16 protein-coding genes are annotated in these 24,151 nt (G+C 69.9%); 12 read left to right on the plus strand and 4 right to left on the minus strand.

Annotation, left to right across the window (positions count from 1 at the left end; genetic code table 11):
• Positions 1–11: 11 nt before the first annotated feature.
• Entirely contained in the window at positions 12–248 is a 237-nt protein-coding gene (locus tag ACF062_RS31800) for a DUF6191 domain-containing protein (protein WP_392143089.1), read from the plus strand.
• A 1-nt stretch (position 249) separates the two neighbouring features.
• On the opposite strand, the gene ACF062_RS31805 is transcribed toward ACF062_RS31800, so the two are convergent.
• The gene (locus ACF062_RS31805; protein ID WP_392143090.1) at positions 250–1,386 is read right to left on the minus strand and encodes a PQQ-dependent sugar dehydrogenase; all 1,137 of its coding nucleotides are present in this window, start codon (positions 1,384–1,386) and stop codon (positions 250–252) included.
• Between the two features lie 137 nt (positions 1,387–1,523).
• Entirely contained in the window at positions 1,524–2,549 is a 1,026-nt protein-coding gene (locus ACF062_RS31810; RefSeq protein WP_392143091.1) for an aldo/keto reductase, read from the minus strand.
• A gap of 118 nt (positions 2,550–2,667) precedes the next feature.
• On the opposite strand from ACF062_RS31810, the gene ACF062_RS31815 reads away from it, so the two are divergent.
• From ACF062_RS31815 to serA, 6 genes are all read left to right on the plus strand, one after another.
• Positions 2,668–3,621 (plus strand): 2-hydroxyacid dehydrogenase, encoded by a 954-nt coding sequence (locus ACF062_RS31815; RefSeq protein ID WP_392143092.1) that lies wholly within the window; start codon positions 2,668–2,670, stop codon positions 3,619–3,621.
• A gap of 386 nt (positions 3,622–4,007) precedes the next feature.
• Entirely contained in the window at positions 4,008–7,058 is a 3,051-nt protein-coding gene (locus tag ACF062_RS31820; protein WP_392143093.1) for a putative bifunctional diguanylate cyclase/phosphodiesterase, read from the plus strand.
• Between the two features lie 233 nt (positions 7,059–7,291).
• Complete coding sequence (locus tag ACF062_RS31825; protein ID WP_392143094.1) at positions 7,292–9,139, plus strand: acetolactate synthase large subunit; 1,848 nt, start codon at positions 7,292–7,294, stop codon at positions 9,137–9,139.
• A 29-nt stretch (positions 9,140–9,168) separates the two neighbouring features.
• A complete protein-coding gene (gene ilvN, locus ACF062_RS31830) occupies positions 9,169–9,696 on the plus strand; it encodes an acetolactate synthase small subunit (protein WP_030785263.1) in 528 nt (175 codons plus the stop codon).
• Between the two features lie 112 nt (positions 9,697–9,808).
• Positions 9,809–10,810, plus strand: a complete 1,002-nt coding sequence (gene ilvC / locus ACF062_RS31835; protein WP_365362254.1) for a ketol-acid reductoisomerase — start codon at positions 9,809–9,811, stop codon at positions 10,808–10,810.
• A gap of 224 nt (positions 10,811–11,034) precedes the next feature.
• Positions 11,035–12,639 carry a phosphoglycerate dehydrogenase gene (serA, locus tag ACF062_RS31840; protein ID WP_392143095.1) on the plus strand — a complete coding sequence of 535 codons (1,605 nt, stop codon included), beginning with the start codon at positions 11,035–11,037 and terminating at the stop codon, positions 12,637–12,639.
• A gap of 57 nt (positions 12,640–12,696) precedes the next feature.
• Here the strand turns inward: serA and ACF062_RS31845 are convergent, their stop codons facing one another.
• Positions 12,697–14,259 (minus strand): MFS transporter, encoded by a 1,563-nt coding sequence (locus tag ACF062_RS31845; RefSeq protein ID WP_392143096.1) that lies wholly within the window; start codon positions 14,257–14,259, stop codon positions 12,697–12,699.
• A gap of 108 nt (positions 14,260–14,367) precedes the next feature.
• Between ACF062_RS31845 and ACF062_RS31850 the strand changes: the two genes are divergently transcribed.
• From ACF062_RS31850 to ACF062_RS31860, 3 genes are all read left to right on the plus strand, one after another.
• Positions 14,368–14,952, plus strand: coding sequence for a TetR/AcrR family transcriptional regulator (locus ACF062_RS31850; RefSeq protein ID WP_392143097.1), 585 nt, complete (start codon positions 14,368–14,370; stop codon positions 14,950–14,952).
• Between the two features lie 261 nt (positions 14,953–15,213).
• Positions 15,214–15,564 (plus strand): CU044_2847 family protein, encoded by a 351-nt coding sequence (locus ACF062_RS31855; RefSeq protein WP_223776936.1) that lies wholly within the window; start codon positions 15,214–15,216, stop codon positions 15,562–15,564.
• Positions 15,565–15,656: 92 nt separating this feature from the next.
• Positions 15,657–20,066: a trypsin-like peptidase domain-containing protein gene (locus ACF062_RS31860; protein WP_392143098.1), complete on the plus strand. Its 4,410-nt coding sequence runs from the start codon at positions 15,657–15,659 to the stop codon at positions 20,064–20,066.
• A gap of 23 nt (positions 20,067–20,089) precedes the next feature.
• Here ACF062_RS31860 and ACF062_RS31865 read toward each other — a convergent pair whose 3' ends face one another.
• Positions 20,090–21,307 carry a PucR family transcriptional regulator gene (locus ACF062_RS31865; RefSeq protein WP_392143099.1) on the minus strand — a complete coding sequence of 406 codons (1,218 nt, stop codon included), beginning with the start codon at positions 21,305–21,307 and terminating at the stop codon, positions 20,090–20,092.
• A gap of 162 nt (positions 21,308–21,469) precedes the next feature.
• Here ACF062_RS31865 and ACF062_RS31870 point away from each other — a divergent pair, with 162 nt between their 5' ends.
• Complete coding sequence (locus ACF062_RS31870; RefSeq protein WP_392143100.1) at positions 21,470–22,450, plus strand: proline dehydrogenase family protein; 981 nt, start codon at positions 21,470–21,472, stop codon at positions 22,448–22,450.
• Positions 22,451–22,503: 53 nt separating this feature from the next.
• Positions 22,504–24,135, plus strand: a complete 1,632-nt coding sequence (gene pruA, locus ACF062_RS31875) for an L-glutamate gamma-semialdehyde dehydrogenase (RefSeq protein ID WP_223776940.1) — start codon at positions 22,504–22,506, stop codon at positions 24,133–24,135.
• Positions 24,136–24,151: the final 16 nt, after the last annotated feature.

The following is a 24,151-nucleotide window of genomic DNA, read 5'->3' on the forward strand; positions in this document are numbered from 1 at the left end:
AGGGAGGCGCAGTGTTCAACGCGATCGAGGCGCTCTTCGCGCCGGGGCGCAAGCACACCGACGATGAGCAGAAGCGTCTGGAGATGACCCGCGTCGACCTCGCCGACGGCGACCCCGGGCGCGGACCGATCGACCTGTCGTCGGGCAAGGTGGTCGTACGCCCACCCGTCCCCTCGCCCCGCGCGGACGAGACGCCGGACCCCGCCCGGACGCCGGACTCCGACGAGCAGGCGGTCGCGCGCGGCTGACTCACTTCACCTCCACCTCCAGGATCTTGTCGTCGCCCTTCTCCGGTGTGCCCCGCGAGTCCGTCTCGTTCGTCACCAGCCAGAGCTTGTCGCCGCCCGCCGCGAGGACCGTGCGCAGCCTGCCGTACTCACCCTTGAGGAACGACTGGGACTTCGGCTCGCCCTCCACGTCCCTCACCGGGATGCGCCACAACCGCTCACCCCGCAGGCCCGCCATCCAGACCGAGCCCTCGGCGTAGGCGATGCCGCTCGGTGAGGCCTCGGAGGTCTTCCACTGGGCGAGCGGATCGCGGAAGCCCTCCTCGCCGGCCTTGCCCTCGGCCTTGGGCCAGCCGTAGTTCTCCCCGGCCTTGATCTCGTTCAGCTCGTCCCAGGTGTCCTGGCCGAACTCGGAGGCCCACAGCCGCTTCTGCTCGTCCCAGGCGAGGCCCTGCACATTGCGGTGGCCCAGGGAGTAGACGGGGGAGTCGGCGAAGGGGTTGCCGGGAGCGGGCTCGCCGTCCGGGGTCAGGCGCAGGATCTTGCCGCCCAGCGACTTCTTGTCCTGCGCCAGGTCCGTGTCACCCGTCTCGCCCGCGCCCGCGTACAGCATCTTGTCCGGGCCGAAGGCGATCCGGCCGCCGTTGTGGATCATGCCCTTCGGGATGCCCTTGAAGATCGTGTCGGGCGCGCCCAGCTGCTCGCCCGCGGGCTTCTTCTCGTCGTACAGCATGCGGGCGATGCGGTTGTCGGACTCCGTCGTGAAGTACGCGTACACCATGTGGTCCGAGGCGTATGACGGGGAGAGCGCGAGGCCCATCAGGCCGCCCTCGCCGCCGGGGGAGACGCCGGGCACCGAGCCGAGCTCCGTCTTCTTGCCCGTCGTGCCGTCCACCCGGGTGATCGTCCCTTCGTCGCGCGAGGAGACCAGGAGGTCCCCGCCGGGCAGCGCGGCGAGGCCCCATGGGGAGGCGAGGCCCGTGGCGAGGGTGCGGGTGACCTTCGCCGAGCCCTTCTCCGGTGGGGGCTGGGCGCCCGGCTTTCCGGTGGGGGACTCGCTCTGCCTCCCCTGTGCGGAGGGGCTCTTGCGGTTGTCCGGCGCGTCCTCACCTCCCGACGAGCACCCGACCGCGAGGACGAGGGCGGCGGCGGTCAACACGGCCGTAACAGCAGGTCGTTGCACGATCAGGGTCCCTTCGACGCAGCGCTTCTACTGTTCATACACCGCTCGCGCCCCGCAGGTTCCCATTCCGCCACCACGAGATCACGAGGCGCCCGCCGTGGCAGGAGCCACCCTCAGTCCCACGACCCCAGCGCCGCCGGCAGCGCCGCGATCTCCGCCAGGTCCGTGCCGGTCAGCCGCAGCCCCGCCGCCCCGGCGTTCTCCACCGCCCAGCGCTCCCGCTTGGCCCCGGGGATCGGCACGACATGCCGGCCCTGGGCGAGCACCCACGCCAGCGCGACCTGCGCCGGCGTCGCCCCGTGCCGCTCCGCCACCCGGCGCAGCCCCACCACCAGCGGCTGATTGGCGGCCATCATCTCGGCGGTGAAGCGCGGATGCCGGGCCCGCAGGTCGTCCGGCTCGAAGCCCTGACCGGGCGTCAGCGTCCCCGTGAGGAAACCGTTCCCCAGCGGCATCGCCGCGAGGAACCCCACCCCGCGCGCCACACACCACGGCAGCAGCGCCTCCAGCGCCTCGGGCGACCACACCGACAGCTCGGCCTCCACCGCGCTCACCGGAAAGACCTGCTGCACCCGCTCCAGCTGGCGGATCGTCACATCGTGCAGCCCGGCCCCCGGCCGCCCCGGCGCCGCACGCCGATGCGAGCGCGCTCCCACCGCGCACAGCCCGAGCGCCCGTACCTTCCCTGCGGCGACGAGCTCGGCCATCGCGCCCCACGTCTCCTCGATGGGCACCTCGGGGTCGGCGCGGTGCAGCTGGTACAGGTCGATGGTCTCGGTCTGGAGCCGCCGCAGCGACGCGTCGCAGGCCCGCTTCACATAGCCGGGGCGGCCGTTGGCGACGATGTGCTGCTCGCCCACGAGCAGCCCGCACTTCGTCGACACGAACGCCTCCGCGCGCCGCTCCTTCAGCACCCGGCCGATCAACAGCTCATTGGTGAAGGGGCCGTACATGTCCGCGGTGTCGAGGAGCGTCACCCCCGGACCGGCGGCACCCGTGGCGTCCAGTGCGGCGTGCACGGTGCGCATCGACGCGTCGCCGCGCTGCTGTGAGCCGGTGTACGCCCAGCTCATCGGCATGCAGCCGAGGCCGACGGCGCCCACTTCGAGCGCCCCCGCGCCGATCGTCCTGCGCTCCACCTGGTCGTACCCTCCCGCCCCTCGTCCGGAGATCACCCAAACCTAACCGCTGCCGTCCCCGGCCCGAGCGCGGCCTCCCCGCGGCGGCGCCGGGAGCGGGCGCACTAGCCTCCTGACCATGGCGAAAGATGTATGGCTTCCCTACGAAGCGCAAGAGATCCAGGGGCTCCCCGACGCGTCCAAGGCGGGCCTCGACTACCGCTACTGGGACGGCGGCCCCGACTTCCCCGCGGACCCGGCCGACTGCGCCTTCTACGTGGTGCCCTACCTCAAGGGCACGGAGATCTCCGTGCGCCCCCTGTCCGAGATGACGTCCGTACGCGTCGTGCAGACGCTGTCCGCGGGCATCGACCACATGGAGCCGGGGCTCAAGTTCCTCGCCCCAGGAGTACGGCTGTGCAACGCCCGTGGGGTGCATGAGGCCAGCACCGCCGAGCTGGCCCTCGGCCTGATCCTCGCGTCCCTGCGGGGCATCCCGCGCTTCGTCGAGGGACAGCGGCAGGAGGAGTGGCGGTCCGGGTTCTACCCGGCGCTCGCCGACAAGTCCGTACTCATCGTGGGCTACGGATCGATCGGTTCCGCCATCGAGGACAGGCTCACCCCCTTCGAGTGTGCGCGGGTGACGCGCGTCGCGCGCTCTGCACGTGCCACGGAGCGCGGTCCCGTGCATCCGCTCGCCGAACTGCCGTCCCTGCTGCCCGAAGCCGACGTCGTCGTGGTCTCGACACCGCTCACCGAGGACACCCGAGGGCTGGTGGACGCCGGCTTCCTGGCCCGCATGAAGAACGGCGCGCTGCTCGTGAACGTGGCCCGCGGACCCGTGGTCGACACCGCCGCGCTCATCAACGAACTGGAGTCCGGCCGCATCACCGCCGCCCTCGACGTGACCGATCCGGAACCCCTGCCCGCAGGCCACCGCCTGTGGCACGCTCCTGGAGTGCTCATCAGCCCGCACGTGGGCGGTTCCACGTCCGCGTTCCTGCCCCGCGCCAAGCGCCTGATCGCCGCCCAGCTCACCAAATACGCCGCGCACGAGCCTCTTGACAACGTCGTCCGGACCACGGGCAGTTGATCGCCTGAGGCCGTTTCATGCACGCTACGCGCTCGTATGCGTGCGCCCCGTGTTCGCTCGGGCCTTGATCGTCACGCAGCGTAGAGCGGCTATGTCCCTGTGTGACGATGCTGGTGTATTGTCCCGACAGGGGATGCGCCGTGGACCTTTCGGCGCCGGGGATGAGACGTAGGACAGCGAGGGGGGCGACGGGCGATGTATGGCCTATGGGCGGACGATCCGACGCGGCGGGAAAGCCGTCGCCGACTCTCGCGCACACCGGTCGGCAGGCGCCGGAGCGGCGCGGACCGCATGAGCGGGGAGCCCCGCGCCCCGCAGCACCAGGACGGGTACGGCCGACGCACGGGGCGGACGGACATGGGGGCGGCACGGACCGGGGCGGTCCGGTGAGCGCCCCGCCGGCCACGACCGTCCTCGAAGCGGGCCCCTCCTCGGCCCCGCCGGCCCCGGGGACGCCGCCGGCCCGCCGCTCCTTGTCGGGCGGTCGCGGCCTCGTCTCCCAGTTCGCGCTGCTGCTGATCTGCGGCGCGTACGCGCTGGGCTCCGCGCTCGGCTGGGGTTCGGAGCGACTCGCCCTGATCATGGGCGACTTCGGGCTGAGCGTCGCCGCCGCGGCCGCCGCGGTCTCCTGCTTCCGCTACTCCCGGACCCGCCGCAGCCGGTTTCGACCCGCATGGCTGCTCTTCGCGCTCTCCTCCGCGATGGCGTCCCTCGGCAACGGCGTCTGGGGCTGGTACGAAGTCGTGCTCCAGCAGGAGGTGCCGAGCCCGGGCCTGGCCGATCTCTTCTTCCTGTGCTTCGCCCCGCCCGCCATCATCGGCCTTCTCGTGCTCGCCAAGCGCCCGGTGACCAAGGCGGGCTGGGGCTGCCTCGCCCTCGACTCGTGGCTGATCGGGGGCTCGCTCCTCACGCTCTCCTGGAGCCTCGCCCTCGCGCACACCGCCCACTTCGAGGGGCACAACGTCGCGCACGCCGCGCTCTCGCTCGCCTACCCGCTCCTCGACATCGCGCTGGTCAGCATGGTGCTGGCGCTGCACTTCAGAAGGTCATCGGCCAACCGCACCGCGGTGAACACCGCGATCGCCGCGCTCGCCCTGACCGTGATGTGCGACGCGCTGTTCACCTCGCCCCTGCTGCACGCGACGTACCGCTCCGGCCAGCTCCTCGACGCCGGCTGGTTCGCGGGCTCGCTGCTCCTCGCCTACGCCCCCTGGGCCGCGCCCTTGCGTCTGCGCGGGGAAGCGGGGACGGACCACGCGCGCGTGCCGGACGAGGTCCCCGAGGACGCGCGGGCCGCCGCCACCCGGCCGATCGCCGGATCGCTGGCCGCCCTCACGCCGTACCTCGCCGCGGCCGTCTGCACCTTGGGGATTCTCTACAACGTACTCAGCGGACGGAGCGTCGACCGCGTCGTGCTCTTCACGGCGGGCACCGTCGTGCTCGCCCTCGTCGCCCGCCAGGGCATCATGCTCCTGGACAACATCACCCTCACCCAGGAGCTGGCCCAGAAGGAGAACCACTTCCGCTCCCTGGTCCAGGGCTCCAGCGACGTCATCATGATCGCCGCCCCGAACGGCATCCTGCGGTACGTGAGCCCGGCCGCCGCCGGGGTCTACGGCCGAGACGCCGAAGAGCTCGTGGGATCCGAGCTCGCCTCGCTGATACACCCCGAGGACCTCGGCCGGGTCGTCCACGAGGTGCGCAGGTTCCTCGCAGCCAACCCCGTCGAGGAGCCCACCACCCGCATCGAGTGCCGCTTCAGGTCGGGCAACGGCGACTGGCTGAACGTGGAATCCACCGTCAACCGCCACCACGGCGGCCTGATCTTCAACAGCAGGGACGTCACCGAACGGGTCCGTCTCCAGGCGCAGTTGCAGCACAACGCCGAACACGACCCGCTCACCGACCTGCCCAACCGCGCGCTGTTCACGCGGAGCGTCAGCCAGGCACTGACCGGCCGCAGAGTGACCGACCGGGGCACGGCCGTGCTCTTCATCGACCTCGACGGCTTCAAGGCCGTCAACGACACCATCGGCCACCAGGCCGGTGACGAACTGCTCATCCAGGCGGCGCGCAGACTTCAGGAGGCGGTGCGTTCGGGCGACACCGCCTCCCGGCTCGGCGGCGATGAGTTCGCGGCTCTCATCGTCGGCGACGGGACCAGGGACCAGGCCGCCAGGGAGCAGCACATCTACGAACTCGCCGACCGGCTGAGGATCACCCTCTCCCAGCCCTACGCCATCGACGGCAACGACGTACGTGTCGCGGCGTCCATCGGAGTGGCGTTCGCCGAACCGGGCATCGGTGCCGGGGAGCTGCTGCGCAACGCCGACCTCGCGATGTACCGCGCCAAGGCGGCGGGCAAGGGGCGCGTCGAGCTGTACGCCCCGCAGATGCAGGCCGACGTCGTCCGCAAGGCGGAGCTCGCCACCCGGCTGCGCTCCGCCCTGCACGACGGCGAGTTCGCGCTGCTCCACCAGCCGGTGGTCTCCCTCGACGACGGCCGGATCACGGCGGTCGCCGCGCAGGCGCGCTGGCGCTCGGCGCAGGGCATACTCTTCACGCCCGCCGAGTTCCTGCGGGGCTCCGAGGCCGGGGACGGCCGGGAGGGCGACCGCACGGCCGAGCTCGGCCGCTGGACGCTGGAAGAGGCCGTCGAGCAGGCCGCCGAGCGCGGACGCACCGGCCACGCGGTGCCGGTGGCCGTCCGGATGAGCGCGCGCCGCCTGCTGGACCGCTCCATGCCCCTCGGTTCCATCGAGGCGCTCCTGACCCGCCACGGGCTGCCCTCCGGGGCGCTCATCATCGAGCTGGCCGACAACGACCCCCGGGTCTCGCTGGACGACCTGGAGCGCCGCCTCACGGCCCTGCGCAGGCTCGGCGTACGCATCGCCCTCGACGGCTTCGGCAGTGGCTACGCCGCGATCACGGCGTTGCGTCGCCTCCCCGTGGACGTGCTGAAGCTGGACCGCAGTCTGATCGAGGGCGTCGTCGAGTCCGCGCGGCTGCACAAGATCACCGCCGGTCTGCTGCGCATCGCGAACGACCTCGGGCTGCTCTCCGTGGCCGAGGGCGTGGACCTTCCCGAGCAGGTGGTCGCCCTGCGCGCGATGGGCTGCACGCACGGGCAGGGCGTGGCCTTCTCCGGGCCGCTCGACGAGTACCGGCTGCGCCGGGCGCTCTCCCTCGGCGAGTACCCGGTGCCGCGCGGTCCGGCCGAGCCGGTGCTGGCGGGCGGCCCCGCGGGCACGACGTACGTGGGCGGACCCGCCGGAGTCTTCGCCGGCGGGCCCCCCGGGGCCTACGCGGGCAGCCCGCCGGGAGCCTTCGCGGGCGGGTCCACGGGGGCGTACGCGGGGAGCTCCCCGGCGACGTACGCCACAGGCCTCTCGGCCTACGCCCGTTCACATAATGAGACCCCCATCCCACCTACTTGACAGGCACTGCGTGCCGGGGGGAGGGTCAATGCCATGCGCACCCGAATTCTCGTACTTGGAAAGCGCGTCGGCTGAAGCTGGGACCGACCGGTCCGAACACCGGATCCCAGCGACCGCACCCGGCGCGCTCCCCTCGCTTGCCTCACGGCACGAGGGGTTTTTTGTTGCACCGGCACCCGCCAAATCCCTGCAAAACCCCCGCAAAAACCCTCAGCTTCGAGAAGAGAATGCCGATGACCGAGCAGGCCACCGGGGCCCACCATCCGCAGCCGCGGCCCCGATCCTCTGGACAGCACTCCGCCCCCGTCGAGCACGTCACGGGTGCGCAGTCCCTCATTCGTTCTCTCGAGGAAGTCGGGGCCGACACGGTGTTCGGCATCCCCGGCGGCGCCATCCTTCCCGCGTACGACCCGATGATGGACTCCACCCGGGTGCGGCACGTCCTGGTCCGGCACGAGCAGGGCGCGGGCCACGCCGCCACCGGCTACGCCCAGGCCACCGGCAAGGTCGGCGTCTGCATGGCGACGAGCGGCCCCGGCGCCACCAACCTGGTCACCCCGATCGCCGACGCCCACATGGACTCCGTCCCGATGGTCGCGATCACCGGCCAGGTGGCCTCCAAGGCCATCGGCACGGACGCCTTCCAGGAGGCGGACATCGTCGGCATCACGATGCCGATCACCAAGCACAACTTCCTGGTCACCAAGGCCGAGGACATCCCGCGCACCATCGCCGAGGCCTTCCACATCGCCTCCACCGGCCGCCCCGGTCCGGTTCTCGTGGACATCGCCAAGGACGCGCTCCAGGCGCGGACGACGTTCTCCTGGCCGCCGCAGCAGGACCTGCCCGGCTACCGCCCGGTGACCAAGCCGCACGCCAAGCAGATCCGCGAGGCCGCCAAGCTCATCACCGCGGCCAAGCGTCCTGTCCTCTACGTCGGCGGCGGCGTCCTGAAGGCCCAGGCCACCGCCGAACTGAAGGTCCTCGCCGAGCTCACCGGAGCGCCCGTCACCACCACCCTGATGGCGCTCGGCGCGTTCCCCGACAGCCACCCGCTGCACGTGGGAATGCCGGGCATGCACGGTGCGGTCACCGCCGTCACCGCGCTGCAGAAGGCCGACCTGATCGTCGCCCTCGGAGCCCGCTTCGACGACCGCGTCACCGGCAAGCTGGACAGCTTCGCGCCCTTCGCGAAGATCGTCCACGCCGACATCGACCCGGCCGAGATCGGCAAGAACCGCGCCGCCGACGTGCCGATCGTCGGTGACGCCCGCGAGGTCATCGCCGACCTCGTCCAGGCCGTCCAGGCCGAGCACACCGAGGGCCACACGGGCGACTACTCCGCCTGGTGGAACGACCTCAACCGCTGGCGCGAGACATACCCGCTCGGCTACACCCAGCCCGAGGACGGCTCGCTCTCCCCGCAGCAGGTCATCGAGCGCATCGGGCAACTCGCCCCCGAGGACACGATCTTCGCGGCGGGTGTCGGCCAGCACCAGATGTGGGCCGCGCACTTCATCGAGTACGAGAAGCCCGCGACCTGGCTCAACTCCGGCGGCGCCGGGACGATGGGCTACGCGGTCCCCGCCGCGATGGGCGCCAAGGCCGGTCAGCCCGGCCGCACGGTGTGGGCCATCGACGGCGACGGCTGCTTCCAGATGACCAACCAGGAGCTCACCACCTGCGCCCTGAACAACATCCCGATCAAGGTCGCCATCATCAACAACGGCGCCCTCGGGATGGTGCGCCAGTGGCAGACGCTGTTCTACAACCAGCGTTACTCCAACACCGTCCTGCACAGCGGTCCCGAGGACATCGGCCCCAACAAGGGCACGCGGGTCCCGGACTTCGTGAAGCTGTCGGAGGCCATGGGCTGCGTGGCGATGCGCTGTGAGCGCCCCGAGGACCTCGACAAGGTCATCGCCGAGGCCAACGCGATCAACGACCGCCCGGTCGTCGTCGACTTCATCGTCCACGAGGACGCCCAGGTCTGGCCGATGGTCGCCGCCGGCACCTCGAACGACGAGGTCATGGCCGCCCGCGGGGTCCGCCCCGACTTCGGCGACAACGAAGACGACTGAGACCGAGAGCGAAAGAGAGACCACGAGTCATGTCCACCAAGCACACGCTCTCCGTCCTGGTCGAGAACAAGCCCGGCGTCCTCGCCCGGATCACCGCCCTGTTCTCGCGCCGCGGCTTCAACATCGACTCCCTCGCCGTGGGCGTCACCGAGCACCCCGACATCTCCCGCATCACCATCGTGGTGAACGTCGAGGACCTGCCGCTCGAACAGGTCACCAAGCAGCTCAACAAGCTCGTCAACGTCCTGAAGATCGTCGAACTGGAGCCGGGCGCCGCCGTGGCGCGCGAACTGGTCCTCGCCAAGGTCCGCGCCGACAACGAGACGCGCTCCCAGATCGTCGAGATCGTCCAGCTCTTCCGCGCCAAGACCGTGGACGTCTCCCCGGAGGCCGTCACCATCGAGGCCACCGGCAGCAGCGACAAGCTGGAGGCCATGCTCAAGATGCTGGAGCCCTTCGGCATCAAGGAGCTCGTCCAGTCCGGCACCATCGCGATCGGCCGCGGCTCCCGCTCCATCACGGACCGCAGCCTGCGGGCACTCGACCGCAGCGCCTGACCCCGGGGCCTTCCCGTATCCGCGGTCCTCTCGGATACCGAGACCCCTGAACTTCCCTCACTGAACCCGCCGTACGGTGGGACGCAACACCAGCACACATAGGAGATTCCCAGTGGCCGAGCTGTTCTACGACGACGACGCCGACCTGTCCATCATCCAGGGCCGCAAGGTCGCGGTCATCGGTTACGGCAGCCAGGGCCACGCCCACGCGCTGTCGCTCCGTGACTCGGGTGTCGACGTCCGCGTCGGTCTGCACGAGGGCTCCAAGTCCAAGGCCAAGGCCGAGGAGCAGGGCCTGCGGGTCGTCACGCCGTCCGAGGCGGCGGCCGAGGCCGACGTCATCATGATCCTGGTGCCGGACCCGATCCAGGCCCAGGTCTACGAGGAGTCCATCAAGGACAACCTCAAGGACGGCGACGCGCTGTTCTTTGGCCACGGCCTGAACATCCGCTTCGGCTTCATCAAGGCCCCCGAGGGCGTCGACGTCTGCATGGTCGCCCCCAAGGGCCCCGGCCACCTCGTCCGCCGTCAGTACGAGGAGGGCCGCGGCGTTCCGTGTATCGCGGCCGTCGAGCAGGACGCCACGGGCAACGGCTTCCAGCTGGCGCTCTCGTACGCCAAGGGCATCGGCGGCACGCGTGCGGGCGTCATCAAGACGACCTTCACCGAGGAGACCGAGACCGACCTGTTCGGTGAGCAGGCCGTGCTCTGCGGCGGCACCGCCGCGCTGGTCAAGGCGGGCTTCGAGACGCTGACCGAGGCCGGCTACCAGCCGGAGATCGCCTACTTCGAGTGCCTCCACGAGCTGAAGCTGATCGTCGACCTCATGTACGAGGGCGGCCTGGAGAAGATGCGCTGGTCGGTCTCGGAGACCGCCGAGTGGGGCGACTACATCACCGGCCCGCGGATCATCACCGACGCCACCAAGGCCGAGATGAAGAAGGTCCTCGCGGAGATCCAGGACGGCACGTTCGCCAAGCAGTGGATGGACGAGTACCACGGCGGCCTGAAGAAGTACAACGAGTACAAGACCCAGGACGAGAACCACCTCCTGGAGACCACGGGCAAGGAGCTGCGCAAGCTCATGAGCTGGGTCAACGACGACGACGCGTAAGTCGTACGGGTGAGGGCCGGGGCAGCTGCCCCGGCCCTTGTCCACCCTGTCCAGCCACGGACGGGTGATCCTTCCGTAGAGGCGCATGCTGATCCGTTCGGCGCCACTATGCTTCTGTTCAACATTCGCGTCGGGCCCACAGCGTCGTGCGTCTTCCACGCGGCTAAGCGACTCCGCCTGCGGCCGTCGGGACGGCCGTCCGCAATGGACTTGTGAGGACTCACGTGAGCACTGCTGCCACCGGCAAACCCGTCGTACTCATCGCTGAAGAGCTGTCGCCGGCCACTGTCGACGCCCTCGGACCGGACTTCGAGATCCGGCAGTGCAACGGCGCGGACCGCGCCGAGCTGCTGCCCGCCATCGCCGACGTCGACGCGATCCTGGTCCGCTCCGCGACCAAGGTCGACGCCGAGGCCATCGCCGCCGCCAGGAAGCTGAGGGTCGTCGCCCGCGCAGGCGTCGGTCTCGACAACGTGGACGTGTCCGCCGCCACCAAGGCCGGCGTGATGGTCGTGAACGCCCCGACCTCGAACATCGTGACGGCCGCCGAGCTGGCCTGCGGCCTGCTCCTGGCCACCGCGCGCAACATCCCCCAGGCCAACTCCGCCCTGAAGAACGGCGAGTGGAAGCGCTCCAAGTACACGGGCGTCGAGCTGGCCGAGAAGACCCTCGGCGTCGTGGGCCTCGGCCGCATCGGCGCCCTCGTCGCCCAGCGCATGAGCGCCTTCGGCATGAAGGTCGTCGCCTACGACCCGTACGTGCAGCCCGCGCGCGCCGCCCAGATGGGCGTGAAGGTGCTGTCGCTCGACGAGCTCCTCGAAGTCTCCGACTTCATCACCGTGCACCTCCCCAAGACGCCCGAGACCCTCGGTCTCATCGGCGACGAGGCGCTGCACAAGGTCAAGCCGACCGTCCGCATCGTCAACGCCGCGCGCGGCGGGATCGTCGACGAGGAGGCGCTGTACTCCGCCCTCAAGGAGGGCCGCGTGGCGGGCGCCGGTCTGGACGTGTACGCGAAGGAGCCCTGCACGGACTCCCCGCTCTTCCAGTTCGACCAGGTCGTCTGCACCCCGCACCTCGGCGCCTCCACGGACGAGGCGCAGGAGAAGGCGGGCATCGCCGTCGCCAAGTCGGTGCGTCTCGCCCTCGCCGGTGAGCTGGTGCCCGACGCGGTGAACGTCCAGGGTGGCGTCATCGCCGAGGACGTCCGCCCCGGCCTGCCGCTCGCCGAGAAGCTCGGCCGCATCTTCACCGCCCTCGCGAGCGAGGTCGCGGCCCGCCTCGACGTCGAGGTGTACGGCGAGATCACCCAGCACGACGTCAAGGTGCTCGAACTGTCCGCGCTGAAGGGCGTGTTCGAGGACGTCGTCGACGAGACCGTGTCGTACGTGAACGCGCCGCTGTTCGCCCAGGAGCGCGGCGTCGAGGTCCGCCTCACCACGAGCTCCGAGTCGCCCGACCACCGCAACGTGGTCACGGTGCGCGGCACGCTCGCCGACGGCGAGGAGATCGCCGTCTCCGGCACGCTGGCCGGGCCGAAGCACCTCCAGAAGATCGTCGCCATCGGTGAGTACGACGTGGACCTGGCGCTCGCCGAGCACATGGTCGTCCTGCGGTACGCCGACCGTCCCGGCGTCGTCGGCACCGTCGGCCGCGTCCTCGGCGAGGCGGGCATCAACATCGCCGGCATGCAGGTCGCGCGTGCCGATGTGGGCGGTGAGGCCCTCGCGGTCCTCACCGTCGACGACACGGTCCCGCAGTCGGTCCTGACCGAGCTGGCCGCCGAGATCGGCGCGGAGTCCGCGCGTGCGGTGAACCTCACGGACTAGGGGTTATGGGCCCTGGAGCTTCGGGCCCCGTCATCACCGGCTTCGCCGAGTTCGTCCTCAAACGCCGGACGGGCTGGATGATGTGCCGGACGAGCTGGGGGATATTTCCCCGGCTCGTCCGGCTTTTTTCGTGCGCAGCGCCCCCGCCGCCACTGTCGCCGCCGTCAGCAGGATCACCGCGCCGGTCAGTGCCGCGGCGTGCATCCCGTTGGTGAACGCCTCGCGCGCCGTCGTCAGGAGCGTGTCCGCCGCCCGCCCCGGCAGATGGTGGGCAGAGGCCACCGCGCCGCCGAGCGTCTCGCGGGCCTCGGCCGGTGCGGAGTCGGGGATCGCATCGCGGTAGACCGCGTTGCCGACGGAGCCGAGGAGCGCCATGCCCATCGCGCCGCCGAACTCCTGCCCGGTCTCCAGGAGCGACGAGGCGGAGCCCGCCTTCTCGACCGGGGCGGCCCCGAGGGCCAGGTCGGTCAGCTGCGAGCCGACGACGACCGAGCCGCAGGCCATGACGCCCGCGCCGGCGAGGACCACCCACAGGGAGTCGGTGCCGGCCAGGGCGAGCAGACCGCAGCCTCCGGCGGCGACGACGAAGCCGGCGGCCACCACGTGCGCACGGTCCACGCCGCGCCGCACCAGCGCGGTGGCGACGGGCGCCGCGAAGCCGATCGGCACCGAGGGCAGAAGCGCCCAGAGCGCGGCCTCGACGGCGCTCTTGCCGAGGACGGACTGGAGGTACTGGGTGGTGAAGTACGTCGAGCCCATCACCGCCAGGGCCGAGACGAGGTTCAGCGAGACGGCGGCGCCGAACGTACGGCCGCGCCCGCGGAAGAGGTCCGGCGAGATCATCGGCGAGGCGGTGGTGCGCTGGCGGTGGACGAACAGGGCGGCGAAGACCAGGCCCACGGCCACCGAGGCGACGTACTCGGTCCGGACGCCCTCGGCGGACGTCTCCTTCAGGCCCCAGACCAGCGGCAGTACCGCGGCCATCGACAGCGGCACGCTCAGCAGGTCGAAGCGGCCCGGCGCCGGGTCCTTGGACTCCGGGATCAGCAGGGGCGCGAGGAGCAGGAGCACGGCCATCGCGGGCAGGTTGACCAGGAAGACCGAGCCCCACCAGAAGTACTCGACGAGGACGCCGCTCATCACCGAGCCGAGCGCGATACCGGCGATCAGGACGCCGGACCAGATGCCGATCGCCGTCGCGCGCTGACGCGCGTCGTGGAACATGGCGCGCACCAGCGCCATGGTGGACGGCATCAGGGTGGCGCCGCCGATGCCTAGGACGGCGCGGGCCGCGATCAGGGTCTCGGCGCTGTCGGCGTACGCGGCGACGAGCGAGGCGGCGCCGAAGGCCGTGGCCCCGAACAGCAGGAGCCTGCGGCGGCCGATGCGGTCGCCGAGCGAGCCCATCGTCATCAGCAGTCCGGCGAGCACGAACGCGTAGATGTCGAAGATCCACAGCTGTTGGGTGCCGCTGGGGTCGAGGTCGGCGCTGATCTGCGGTATCGCGAAGTACAGGACGGAGACGTCCATCGAGACCAGCAGCAGCGGAAGCATCAGGACGGCGAGGGCGGTCCACTCCTTGCGGGTGGCACGAGCGGGGGCGTGCGGATTCGTCTGCATGGCGGCGACTGTACGGGCGTCTTATACGGGTGTCTAGTACGAGCGTATAAATCGGCCGTGTAAGACGTGGGTATGGGACACCTGTATGGGACGGCTTAGGCTGCCCGCATGGGACACCGGGAAGATCTGCTCGAAGGGGCCAAGCGCTGCCTGCTGGAGAAGGGGTTCGCGCGGACGACGGCCCGCGACATCGTGAAGGAGTCGGGGACGAACCTCGGGTCCATCGGCTACCACTACGGGTCGAAGGACGCGCTGCTCGCGGAGGCGTACATCGCACTCATCGAGCCGGTGGGAGACGGCTTCGAAAGCACGCGGGCCGGGGGAGACACCGGAAAAGGGGGCCTGGAGCGATTCCAGGAGGTCTGGGGGAACGTCATCCGCTCCGTCCCCGAGGCGCGGCCCATCTGGATGATGACGCTGGAGGTCATCACCCAGGGTGAACGTCTCGCGGGCATCCGCGAGTTGCTGATCCAGGCGCAGCAGCAGGGGCGCAGCGGACTCACGGCGCTGTTCACCGGCATCGAGGAGAGCGAGATCCCCGAGGAGGTGCTGGAGAGCGAGGGCCGCCTCTACACCACGCTCCTCAACGGCCTGATGGTGCAGTGGCTCTTCGACCCGGAATCGGCCACCACCGCCGAGCAGTTGACCGAAGGGCTGCGGCGGGTGATGGAGCGGGCGCGGGACGAGGCCTGAAACGGGTGCGCGCACCCGGGGCCGGCCGAGGTGCGGCCGCGGGTGCGCGCGAGGGGAACGCCGTGTGGGCGACTACCAGTCCATGCGGGTGGCCGGGACGTAACCCCTGATGTTGTAGTCACTCGGCATGACGTACAGCTCCGAGATCACCGCAGCGGCGGTTCGTTCTTCTTCGGTTCGGCCTCTCCCGCGACACCTGATGTGTTCGACTGTCAGGCAGCGTGCGCGGTGGCATGTTCCGACTTCTCGGGGAGGCATCTGATGCAAGGTCTGACGCGGGTGCCGCTGGAGGGCGGCGGAGTGATCCTGTTCGAAGCCGGGCCGGAACTGGAACTCGGCGGGCCGGTGAAGGCGGGGCGGGTCGGGGATGCGATCCGTGAGCTGCCGCAGACACTGCAGGCCGCTCTGGTGCCGGTTCGGGAGACCGCGCGGGTGGTACTGGAGCACCTGAAAGAGGCGGGGCCGGACGAGGCGGAGGTGGAGTTCGGGGTCAATCTCTCGTCGGAGGCCGGCGCCGTCATCATCAAGAGCGGCGCAGCCGTTCACCTGAAGATCCGGTTGCTCTGGAAAAAGGATGAGCCCGCGCCCGCCGCGGGAGACGCCGGAGCATGAGGGCCGATGAAGGCCTGCCGGCAGGCGGAGGCCGCAACCGCTCCGTGGGGGCCGCCCCACACCCGACAACCTCCGGTGAGGCACCTGGGTCCATGCCGGATTCGGTGGTCCAGGTACTGGCAGCGGACGGCGAGGTGGCCGGGGCGGGGTTCCTGGTCGGTGAGAGTGTCGTCGTCACCTGTGCGCATGTCGTGCGCGCGGCCGGACAGGGACCGGGCGGCCGGGTGGAACTCGCCTTCCCGCACCTGCCGAGTGCGCCGCGGGTGTGGGGTGAGGTACCAGCAGAGCAGTGGCGGAAACCGGAGGCCGAAGACATCGCCTTCGTGGAGCTGAGCAGTGTTCCCACAGGCGTACGGGCGTTACCGCTGGGGTCGGGGGCGGGGTGTCAGGGGCACAGGGTCTCCTCGTTCGGGTTTCCCGCCCAGGCGCCCCCCGGCGGCCATTTCGGCTTCGGCACGGTCGGTGATCTGTTGCCCGACAGCACCGGTACGGGCGAGCTGTTGCAGCTGACGGGGGCCAACAGCCTGACGACCGGGTTCAGCGGCGGGCCGGTTGTGGACGGGGCGACCGGGCTGGTGATCGGCATGGTCACTGCCATCACCACTCCTGACGCCCACCTGAGGGGGACGGGCATCGCGTATGCCACGCCGGTCGATGTGCTGCGCCAGGTCCGGCCCGAGCTGGCTGAGCACGAGGTGTGCCCGTACCTGGGGCTGGAGCCGTTCACCGCTGGGGACGTCGGCTGGTTCCATGGCCGCGACGCGGCGGTGGAGGAGGTCTTGGAGGCGCTTGGAGGGCATCGGCGGATGCTGATGCTGCTGGGCTCCTCCGGAGCAGGAAAGACCTCTTTGGTCAACGCGGGTGTGTTGCCCGCCCTGGCCGACGGGGCGCTCCCGGGCAGCGACCGCTGGCTGCCCGTGGTTGTTCGGCCCGGTCCGGACTTCTTCGCGGAACTGGACGGCGCGGGGTTGCCCGGCGCTGCCGCCGTCGGCCTGACGGCGGCGGTCGAGGCCCGCCTCGCGGCGGAGCCCGACTTCGATCGACTGCTGCTGGTCGTCGACCAGTTCGAGGAACTCCTCACGCAGCCGGGCCCCGCATCCGGTGGCGGGGCGTCCGAAAGGCGGCAGAGCGCGGCAACTCAACTCGTGGAGCTGAGTGACTCCCCGGTCGCCGTGACCATTCTGCTGATCATGCGTAACGACTTCTATGCTCCCCTCGACGCCTTCGCCCCTCATCTCATGCGAGCCGCCTTTCGCGGACTGCTGAACGTGCCCGCGACCGTGAGCCGCCGGGAACTCGAGGCGATTGTCACCAAGCCGGCCGAGGCCGTCGGCCTGCGTATCGAGAAGGGCCTGACCGAGCGGATCATCAACGACGTTCTCGACGCCGAGTCCACGGGGCGGCAGGCACCGGTGACCCTGCTGCCGCCCTTGGAGCTCGCTCTGCGGGAGCTGTGGCGGCGCCGTGAGGACGGTCGGCTGACTCACGCCGCGTACGAGAGAACCGGCCAGGTCACCGGCAGCATGACCACGTGGTGCGATACGGCTCTCAATCAACTGCCCGCCGATCAGCGGCCCATGGCGCAACGGCTCCTGACCTCGCTGGTCCGGCCCGCTGACGAGTCGGGCGGCATCCCCGCCACACGCCACCTCGTCCCTCTCAGTCGTCTGCGCTCCCTGGTGGTAGACGCCCACCGGGGAGGTCCGGACGCCGAGACCGCCTTCGAAGCAGTGCTGGCATCCCTCACCCATTACCGGATCGTCATCACCGGAGTCACCACCACCCGTGGTGAGACTGCGGGGGAACCGGCGGCCGAGCTCATCCACGACGCGCTCGTCCGGGACTGGGCCAGCCTCCGTGAGTGGGTCGCCCGCGATCAGCGGTTCCACCTCTGGCTGCACCGTGTCGCCGAACATCAGATCCGCTATTCCCGCAGTGGCCTGCCAGGTGATCTTCTGGACGGGTCCCTACTGGCCGAAGGCCTGCAGTGGGTCGGACAGCGGCCGCTGCCGGCCGATGTCTCCGCGATCGTCACGGCCAGTCGGCGCCACCACCAAAGAGCCATCCGTCGCACGCGGCGCATCAACGTCGCTCTCATCGTCCTGGTCGTCCTCGCACTGGTCGCCACGGGCATCGCCTTCCAGCAACAGCGCAGTGCCGCCACCGCAGAGCGGCAGGCCCTGTCCCGGCAGCTCTCCGCCCAATCGGCAAGCCTCCTCACCGAGAACGCCGATCTCGCGTTGCTGTTGGCCGTCCAGGCGTATCGCGTGAGCCCCACGGCCGAGGCGATCGCCAGCCTTCAGAGCGCATCCCAATTCCCTCTGACACGGAGTTTCGGTGTCCCCAAGGACGCCCACTCGGTGGCCTTCGATCCCCACGACGGGAACACCCTCGCGATTTCTCGCGAAACCGGTGTGCAACTACGGGATGCGACAACCGGTAAAACCTTGCGCACCTTCACCTACGGCGACACCGTTACGTCAATTGCGTTCGACCCCAAAAACAGTCGATTCCTTGCCCTTGCCGGATCCAAGGGGGTGCAAATCAGGGACACGGACACTGGGAAAATTCTAAGAACCGTCGCTCGCGACAAGGGTATCAGCGCTGTAGCCGTGGATCCGAAGGGGAATACCTTAGCCACGGGAAGCGTCGACGGCGAAGCCGAATTGTGGGACATAAGCACCGGAAGTTTTATCCGGAGATTCGACTTCTCAGAAGCTTCGTCAATCGGGACCATCGAATCCGTGGCCTTCAGCCCCAATGGGCGCACGCTTGCCGCAGGCAACGATTCGGCCTGGCTATGGGATGTCGCGACCGGAGAAATGTTGTCGAGCGAATCTCCGGGGGAGGACTCCGTAGGGTCCGCGGCATCTGTCGCGTTCAGCCCTGACGGAAAGAAGCTCGCGACCGGGCCCGGCGGAGCGGTGGGAGAGAAGGCGAAGCTGTGGGATGCCACCATCGGTCTGAGCACGGCCACCCTGGACGCCACCGGCTTCGTCTCGGTGGCGTTCAGCCCGGACGGCAGGACCGTGACCACCAGCGGCGAGAGCGGAGTCCAATTGTGGAACTCGGCAACCGGCCAGCTCCAGACCGCTCTCAGCCGCACCCCTTTCGGTTCCGTCACGTTCGGCCCGGACGGGCGCACTCTTGCCGCCATTGACGAAGACCGCGCCATGGTACGGATCTGGAACACCGGCATCCACCAGGCCCGTGGCATTCTTCCCTGTACCGAAAGCGACTGGGTGGCTTTCAGCTCGACCGGGAAGACATTTGCCACCAGTCCCCCAATCCCTGCCTACAGCACAGGGCCCCCAATAGGCGCCGTAACGCTGTGGGAATACCACTCGGAGCAATTCCCGAAAAAGCGACGGTGTGATGGCGAAGGGGCATATGCCGGCCGCCCCTTGGGGCGCCTCACGCCGCAGAGCAGCCCTCTCGGCGGCTCACCGGCGAAGTTCAGCCCCGACGGTCGCCTCGTCGCGACCGGGCGGACCTACACAGAAACAGAAGTGAATAATGAGGTGCATCTGTGGAGTGCGGTCAGCGGCGAGGGTAAAAAGCTCCCTGCGGGAACCGCGGCTCTTGCCTTCCACCCCAAGGTTGCCCGCACACTGGCCATTTCCAACAGTGTGGACGTCCGACTGTGGGATCTGAAAACTCATAAGGCTTCGGCTCTGCGGGGGTCGGACGGCGAGACCGTCCTGGAGTTCGGCCCGGATGGGAAAACCCTGGCCACCTGGGCAGAGGGCAAGGGGGCCCGCATCTGGGACCTGGGAACCCGAAAGGCCTGGACCCTTCCGGAAACGAAGGGCGAGACCGTCCTGGAGTTCGGCCCGGATGGGAAAACCCTGGCCACCTGGGCAGACGGCAAGGGGGCCCGCATCTGGGACCTGGGAACCCGAAAGGCCTGGACCCTTCCGGAAACGAACGACAAGACCGTCCTGAAGTTCGGTCCGGATGGGAAAACCCTGGCCACCTGGGCAGACGGCAAGGGGGCCCGCCTCTGGAACCTGGGCACCCGCAAGGCCTGGACCCTTCCGGAAACGAAGGACGAGACCGACTTGGAGTTCGGCCCGGACGGAAAAACCCTGGCCACCTGGGGAGCCGACAAGGGAGTCCGGCTATGGGATGCGGAGTCTCGAAAGGGCCGGGCGCTCAAGGGAACAAGCAGCAGCGGCAGTGTGGCATTCCATCCGAAGGACAGCCGCATCCTGGCCGTCCAGACCGACCGTGACGTGCTGCTGTGGGACATCACCATCGACCACGTCTGGGCCACCCTGCATGACAGTGGCACCACGAACGGCCTGTTCTTCAGTCCGGACGGGCGCACTCTCGCCACCAGTGACAGCAACTCGATCCCGGTTCGACTGTGGGATGTCCACCTTCCGCGTCCCGTCGAGTCGATTCGAAGGATCTGCAAGGCAGTTGTCCGCGATCTCACCCAGCAGGAATGGTCGCTGTACCTGCCGGGTCAATCCCCAAGACCTGTCTGCGACTCATGACGATCACCAGGGCTGTCCCGTAATCACAGTCGTGACGACTTCAGGACCATGTGCAGCAGCAGCCGGTCCTCGCCGTCGTCCAGGTCCAGGCCCGTGAGCTGTTCCACGCGCGAGAGGCGGTAGTAGAGCGTCTGGCGGTGGATGCCCAACTCCGCGGCCGCGCGCCCCGCCTGGCCCGCGCAGTCGAGGAACACCTCGGCGGTGCGGGCCAGTTCGCGGTGGGCGGGGGAGAGCAGTCCGCGGGCCACCGGATCGTGCGCCGCCTCCGGGGGCAGGGCCGTGAGGAGCCGGTAGGGGCCCACGTCCGACCACTGCGCCACCGGGCCGAAGCGCCGCTCGGCGAGCGCCGCGCGTGCCGCCCCGGACGCCTCCCACCAGGCGGCGCCCAGGTCCTCCAGGCCGTGCCGGGCCCCGGCGATCCCGGCGGCGCTCCCGGCAGCGGCGCCCCGCGCGGTCTCCAGGAGGCGCGCGGCCGCGGTGTGCGCGGGGGAGAGCACGTCGGCCGAGCGGAGGCGGACCAGCGCCGCGAGGGACTGGCCCGTCGTGCCCCACGGCACCGTGCAGATGGCCGCGGCGGACGGCACCGTGCGGACGGCGGGGGCGGCCTCCGGGCCGGCGGAGGGCCAGGGGGCCACGCACACCACCGCGTGCAGCCCGTCGGCGCCGGAGCCCAGAGCGGTGCGCAAGGAGGCTACCGCCATGTCCCGCTGCCAGCCGCGCTCGGCGGTCAGGGCCGCGCGGAACTCCCGGGTCAGATCGGCGCCCGCCTGCGCCTCGTCGGCCAGCAGCGCGCCGATCCTGGCCGTCACCTCCATGGCGGCGCCCAGCTGCCGCTCGGTCGGGCCCGGCTCGTCGTCGAGCAGCCATACGTACCCCAGGGCGAAGCCCCGATGGCGCACCGGCAGGCAGATCCGGCCCCGCAGGACGCCCGCCTCGGGGGTGGGCGGGATGCGGACCGGGCCGGTGGCGCGGGTGATGCCGAAGCCCTCGAACCAGGCGCGGACCTCGGCCGTGGAGCGGCGCGTCAGGATCGAGCGGGTGCGGACCGGGTCGAGGGCGGTCGCGTCGAACCCGCTGTCCCCGTCGCCCCCGCCGTCGTGCGCGCCGAAGGCGATCAGCTCGAAATCGCGGTTCTCCAGGGTCGCGGGAGCGCCGAGCAGCGCCGAGATCTCGTCGACCAGTTCTTGGTAGTCGCCCTTCACCTGTCCATTCTCGCCCAGGGTGCCGGGTTTCTCAGACATCTGTATGAGATCCAGGGCACGGATGCGTGACAGGTGTCGATGGTTCGGGGCGGGGGTGATCCTTAGATTTCACGGTGGTTCTCCGTGCCGTACCGCCGAGTCACCTCCCCGTAGGACTATGGCGGTAGGGCACTCGATTTCGTACACCCGTGGAGGTGCCCCGTGCTGGGTCCCGTGATTCTCGCCGCGTCACGCAGCGACAAGATGCGCCGTTTCGTCTCGGCGGCCCCCGGCACCAAGCAGGTCGTGGCCCGGTTCATCGCCGGTGAGAGCGTCGACCAGGTCGTCCCGATCATCGTGGACGCCGCCGACAAGGGCCTTGAGGTCACCCTCGACGTGGTGGGCGAGGACATCACCACCGTCGAGCAGTCCCACGCGGCCCGCGACGCCTACCTGGAGCTCATCGACCGCCTGAAGGACCTGGGCCTCGGCACGAAGGCCGAGATGTCGGTGAAGCTGTCGATGTTCGGCCAATCCCTCCCGTCGCCCGCCACCGCCCTCAACGGAGAGCCCTCCGGGCCCGCCGAACGATTCCCGGGCGGCCACGAGCTCGCCCTTGCCAACGTGCGGCCCGTCGTCGAGGCCGCCGCCGCCATCGGCACCACGGTCACCCTGGACGCGGAGGACCACACCACCCTCGACTCGATGTTCGCCATCCACGACGCGCTGCGCGAGGACTTCCCGCAGACCGGCTGCGTCATCCAGGCCTACCTCTTCCGTACGGAGGCCGACGCCCGCCGCCTCGCCGCGAACGGCAGCCGTGTGCGTATCGTGAAGGGCGCCTACAAGGAGCCCGCCGAGGTCGCGTACCAGGACAAGGCCGAGATCGACAAGGCGTACGTCCGTGTCCTGCGCATCCTGATGGAGGGCGAGGGGTACCCGATGATCGGGTCCCACGACCCGCGCCTGATCTCCATCGCACAGGAGCTCGCGCGGCGTGCGGGGCGCAAACTGGATGAGTACGAATTCCAGATGCTGTACGGCATCCGCAGCGACGAGCACCTGCGGCTGGCCGCCGAGGGCCACCGGATGCGCGTCTACACGGCCTATGGAACCGACTGGTACGGCTATTTCATGCGCCGTCTCGCGGAGAAGCCGGCGAACCTGCTCTTCTTCGCCCGCTCCATCCTCACCAAGGACTGAACCAAGGGCTGAGCTCCCACCCCCCTCGACCCTTTTAAGGAGATACGGAACTCATGGACGCTGTCACTCAGGTCCCCGCCCCGGTCAACGAGCCGGTGCACGGTTACGCCCCCGGCTCCCCCGAGCGCGCCCGCCTGGAGATCAAGCTCAAGGAGCTGGCCGAGAACCCCATCGAGCTGCCGATGACCATCGGTGGCGTCAAGCGCCTCGGCGGCGGCGAGCCCTTCCAGGTCGTGCAGCCGCACAACCACCAGGCCGTCATCGGCACCGGCCGCGGCGCCACGCAGCAGGACGCCCAGGACGCGATCGACGCCGCCCTGGCCGCCGCCCCGGCGTGGCGCGCGATGTCCTTCGACGACCGCGCCGCGATCATCCTGCGCGCCGCCGAGCTGCTGTCCGGCCCGTGGCGCGAGACGCTGGCCGCCTCCACCATGCTCGGTCAGTCGAAGACCGCCCAGCAGGCCGAGATCGACACCCCTTGCGAGCTCGTCGACTTCTGGCGCTTCAACGTCAAGTACGCCCGTGACCTGCTCGCCGAGCAGCCGCCGGCGAACGCCCCCGGCGTGTGGAACCGCCTGGACCACCGCCCGCTCGAAGGCTTCGTCTACGCGATCACGCCGTTCAACTTCACGGCCATCGCGGGCAACCTCCCGACCGCCCCGGCCCTGATGGGCAACGTGGTCGTGTGGAAGCCGTCCCCGACGCAGACCCACGCCGCCGTGCTGCTCATGCAGCTCCTGGAGGAGGCCGGGCTGCCCAAGGGCGTCATCAACCTCGTCACCGGTGACGGCATCGCCGTCTCCGAGGTCGCCCTGAACCACCGCGACCTGGCCGGCATCCACTTCACCGGCTCGACCCCGACCTTCCAGCACCTGTGGAAGACGGTCGGCGAGAACATCGCGAAGTACCGCACCTACCCGCGCCTCGTCGGCGAGACCGGCGGCAAGGACTTCGTCGTCGCCCACCCGAGCGCCGACCGCGCGATCCTCAAGACCGCGCTGACCCGCGGTGCCTTCGAGTACCAGGGCCAGAAGTGCTCCGCGACCTCGCGCGCGTACATCCCGGCCTCCATCTGGAACTCGGGCTTCAAGGAGGAGTTCGCGGCCGAGGTCGACGGCATCAAGATGGGTGACGTCACCGACCTGACGAACTTCATCGGCGCTGTCATCGACGAGCGCGCCTTCGCCAAGAACAAGGCGGCCATCGACCGCGCCAAGGCGGACGACACCTGCACGATCGTCGCGGGCGGCACCTACGACGACTCGGTCGGCTACTTCGTGCGCCCGACCGTCGTCGAGTGCACGGACCCGGCGAACGAGGTCTTCACGACCGAGTACTTCGGCCCGTTCCTCGCCGTCCACGTCTACGAGGACGAGAACTACGACGAGATGCTGGCCCAGATGGAGTCGGTCTCGGACTACGCGCTCACCGGCTCGGTCATCGCGGGTGACCGCGCGGCGGCCGCGTACACGATGGACAAGCTCCGCTACGCGGCGGGCAACTTCTACATCAACGACAAGTCGACCGGCGCCGTCGTCGGCCAGCAGCCCTTCGGCGGCGGCCGTGGCTCCGGCACCAACGACAAGGCGGGCGCCCCGCAGAACCTCCAGCGGTGGACGCTGACGCGCGCCATCAAGGAGACGCTGGTGCCGCCGACCGAGTACGGCTACCCGCACATGGGCTGACGCCCTCCCCGGGCCG

The sequence above is a fragment of the Streptomyces sp. NPDC015345 genome, assembly GCF_043078805.1.
In the GTDB taxonomy this organism is placed as follows: domain Bacteria; phylum Actinomycetota; class Actinomycetes; order Streptomycetales; family Streptomycetaceae; genus Streptomyces.

Excerpts from the sequence above, each read along its gene's own strand:
- ACF062_RS31815 (WP_392143092.1), top strand. The coding sequence starts at position 2,668 with ATGGCGAAAGATGTATGGCTTCCCTACGAAGCGCAAGAGATCCAGGGG.
- ACF062_RS31825 (WP_392143094.1), top strand. The coding sequence starts at position 7,292 with ATGACCGAGCAGGCCACCGGGGCCCACCATCCGCAGCCGCGGCCCCGA.
- ilvN (WP_030785263.1), top strand. The coding sequence starts at position 9,169 with ATGTCCACCAAGCACACGCTCTCCGTCCTGGTCGAGAACAAGCCCGGC.
- ACF062_RS31845 (WP_392143096.1), bottom strand. The coding sequence starts at position 14,259 with ATGCAGACGAATCCGCACGCCCCCGCTCGTGCCACCCGCAAGGAGTGG.
- ACF062_RS31850 (WP_392143097.1), top strand. The coding sequence starts at position 14,368 with ATGGGACACCGGGAAGATCTGCTCGAAGGGGCCAAGCGCTGCCTGCTG.
- ACF062_RS31855 (WP_223776936.1), top strand. The coding sequence starts at position 15,214 with ATGCAAGGTCTGACGCGGGTGCCGCTGGAGGGCGGCGGAGTGATCCTG.
- ACF062_RS31860 (WP_392143098.1), top strand. The coding sequence starts at position 15,657 with ATGCCGGATTCGGTGGTCCAGGTACTGGCAGCGGACGGCGAGGTGGCC.
- ACF062_RS31865 (WP_392143099.1), bottom strand. The coding sequence starts at position 21,307 with ATGTCTGAGAAACCCGGCACCCTGGGCGAGAATGGACAGGTGAAGGGC.
- pruA (WP_223776940.1), top strand. The coding sequence starts at position 22,504 with ATGGACGCTGTCACTCAGGTCCCCGCCCCGGTCAACGAGCCGGTGCAC.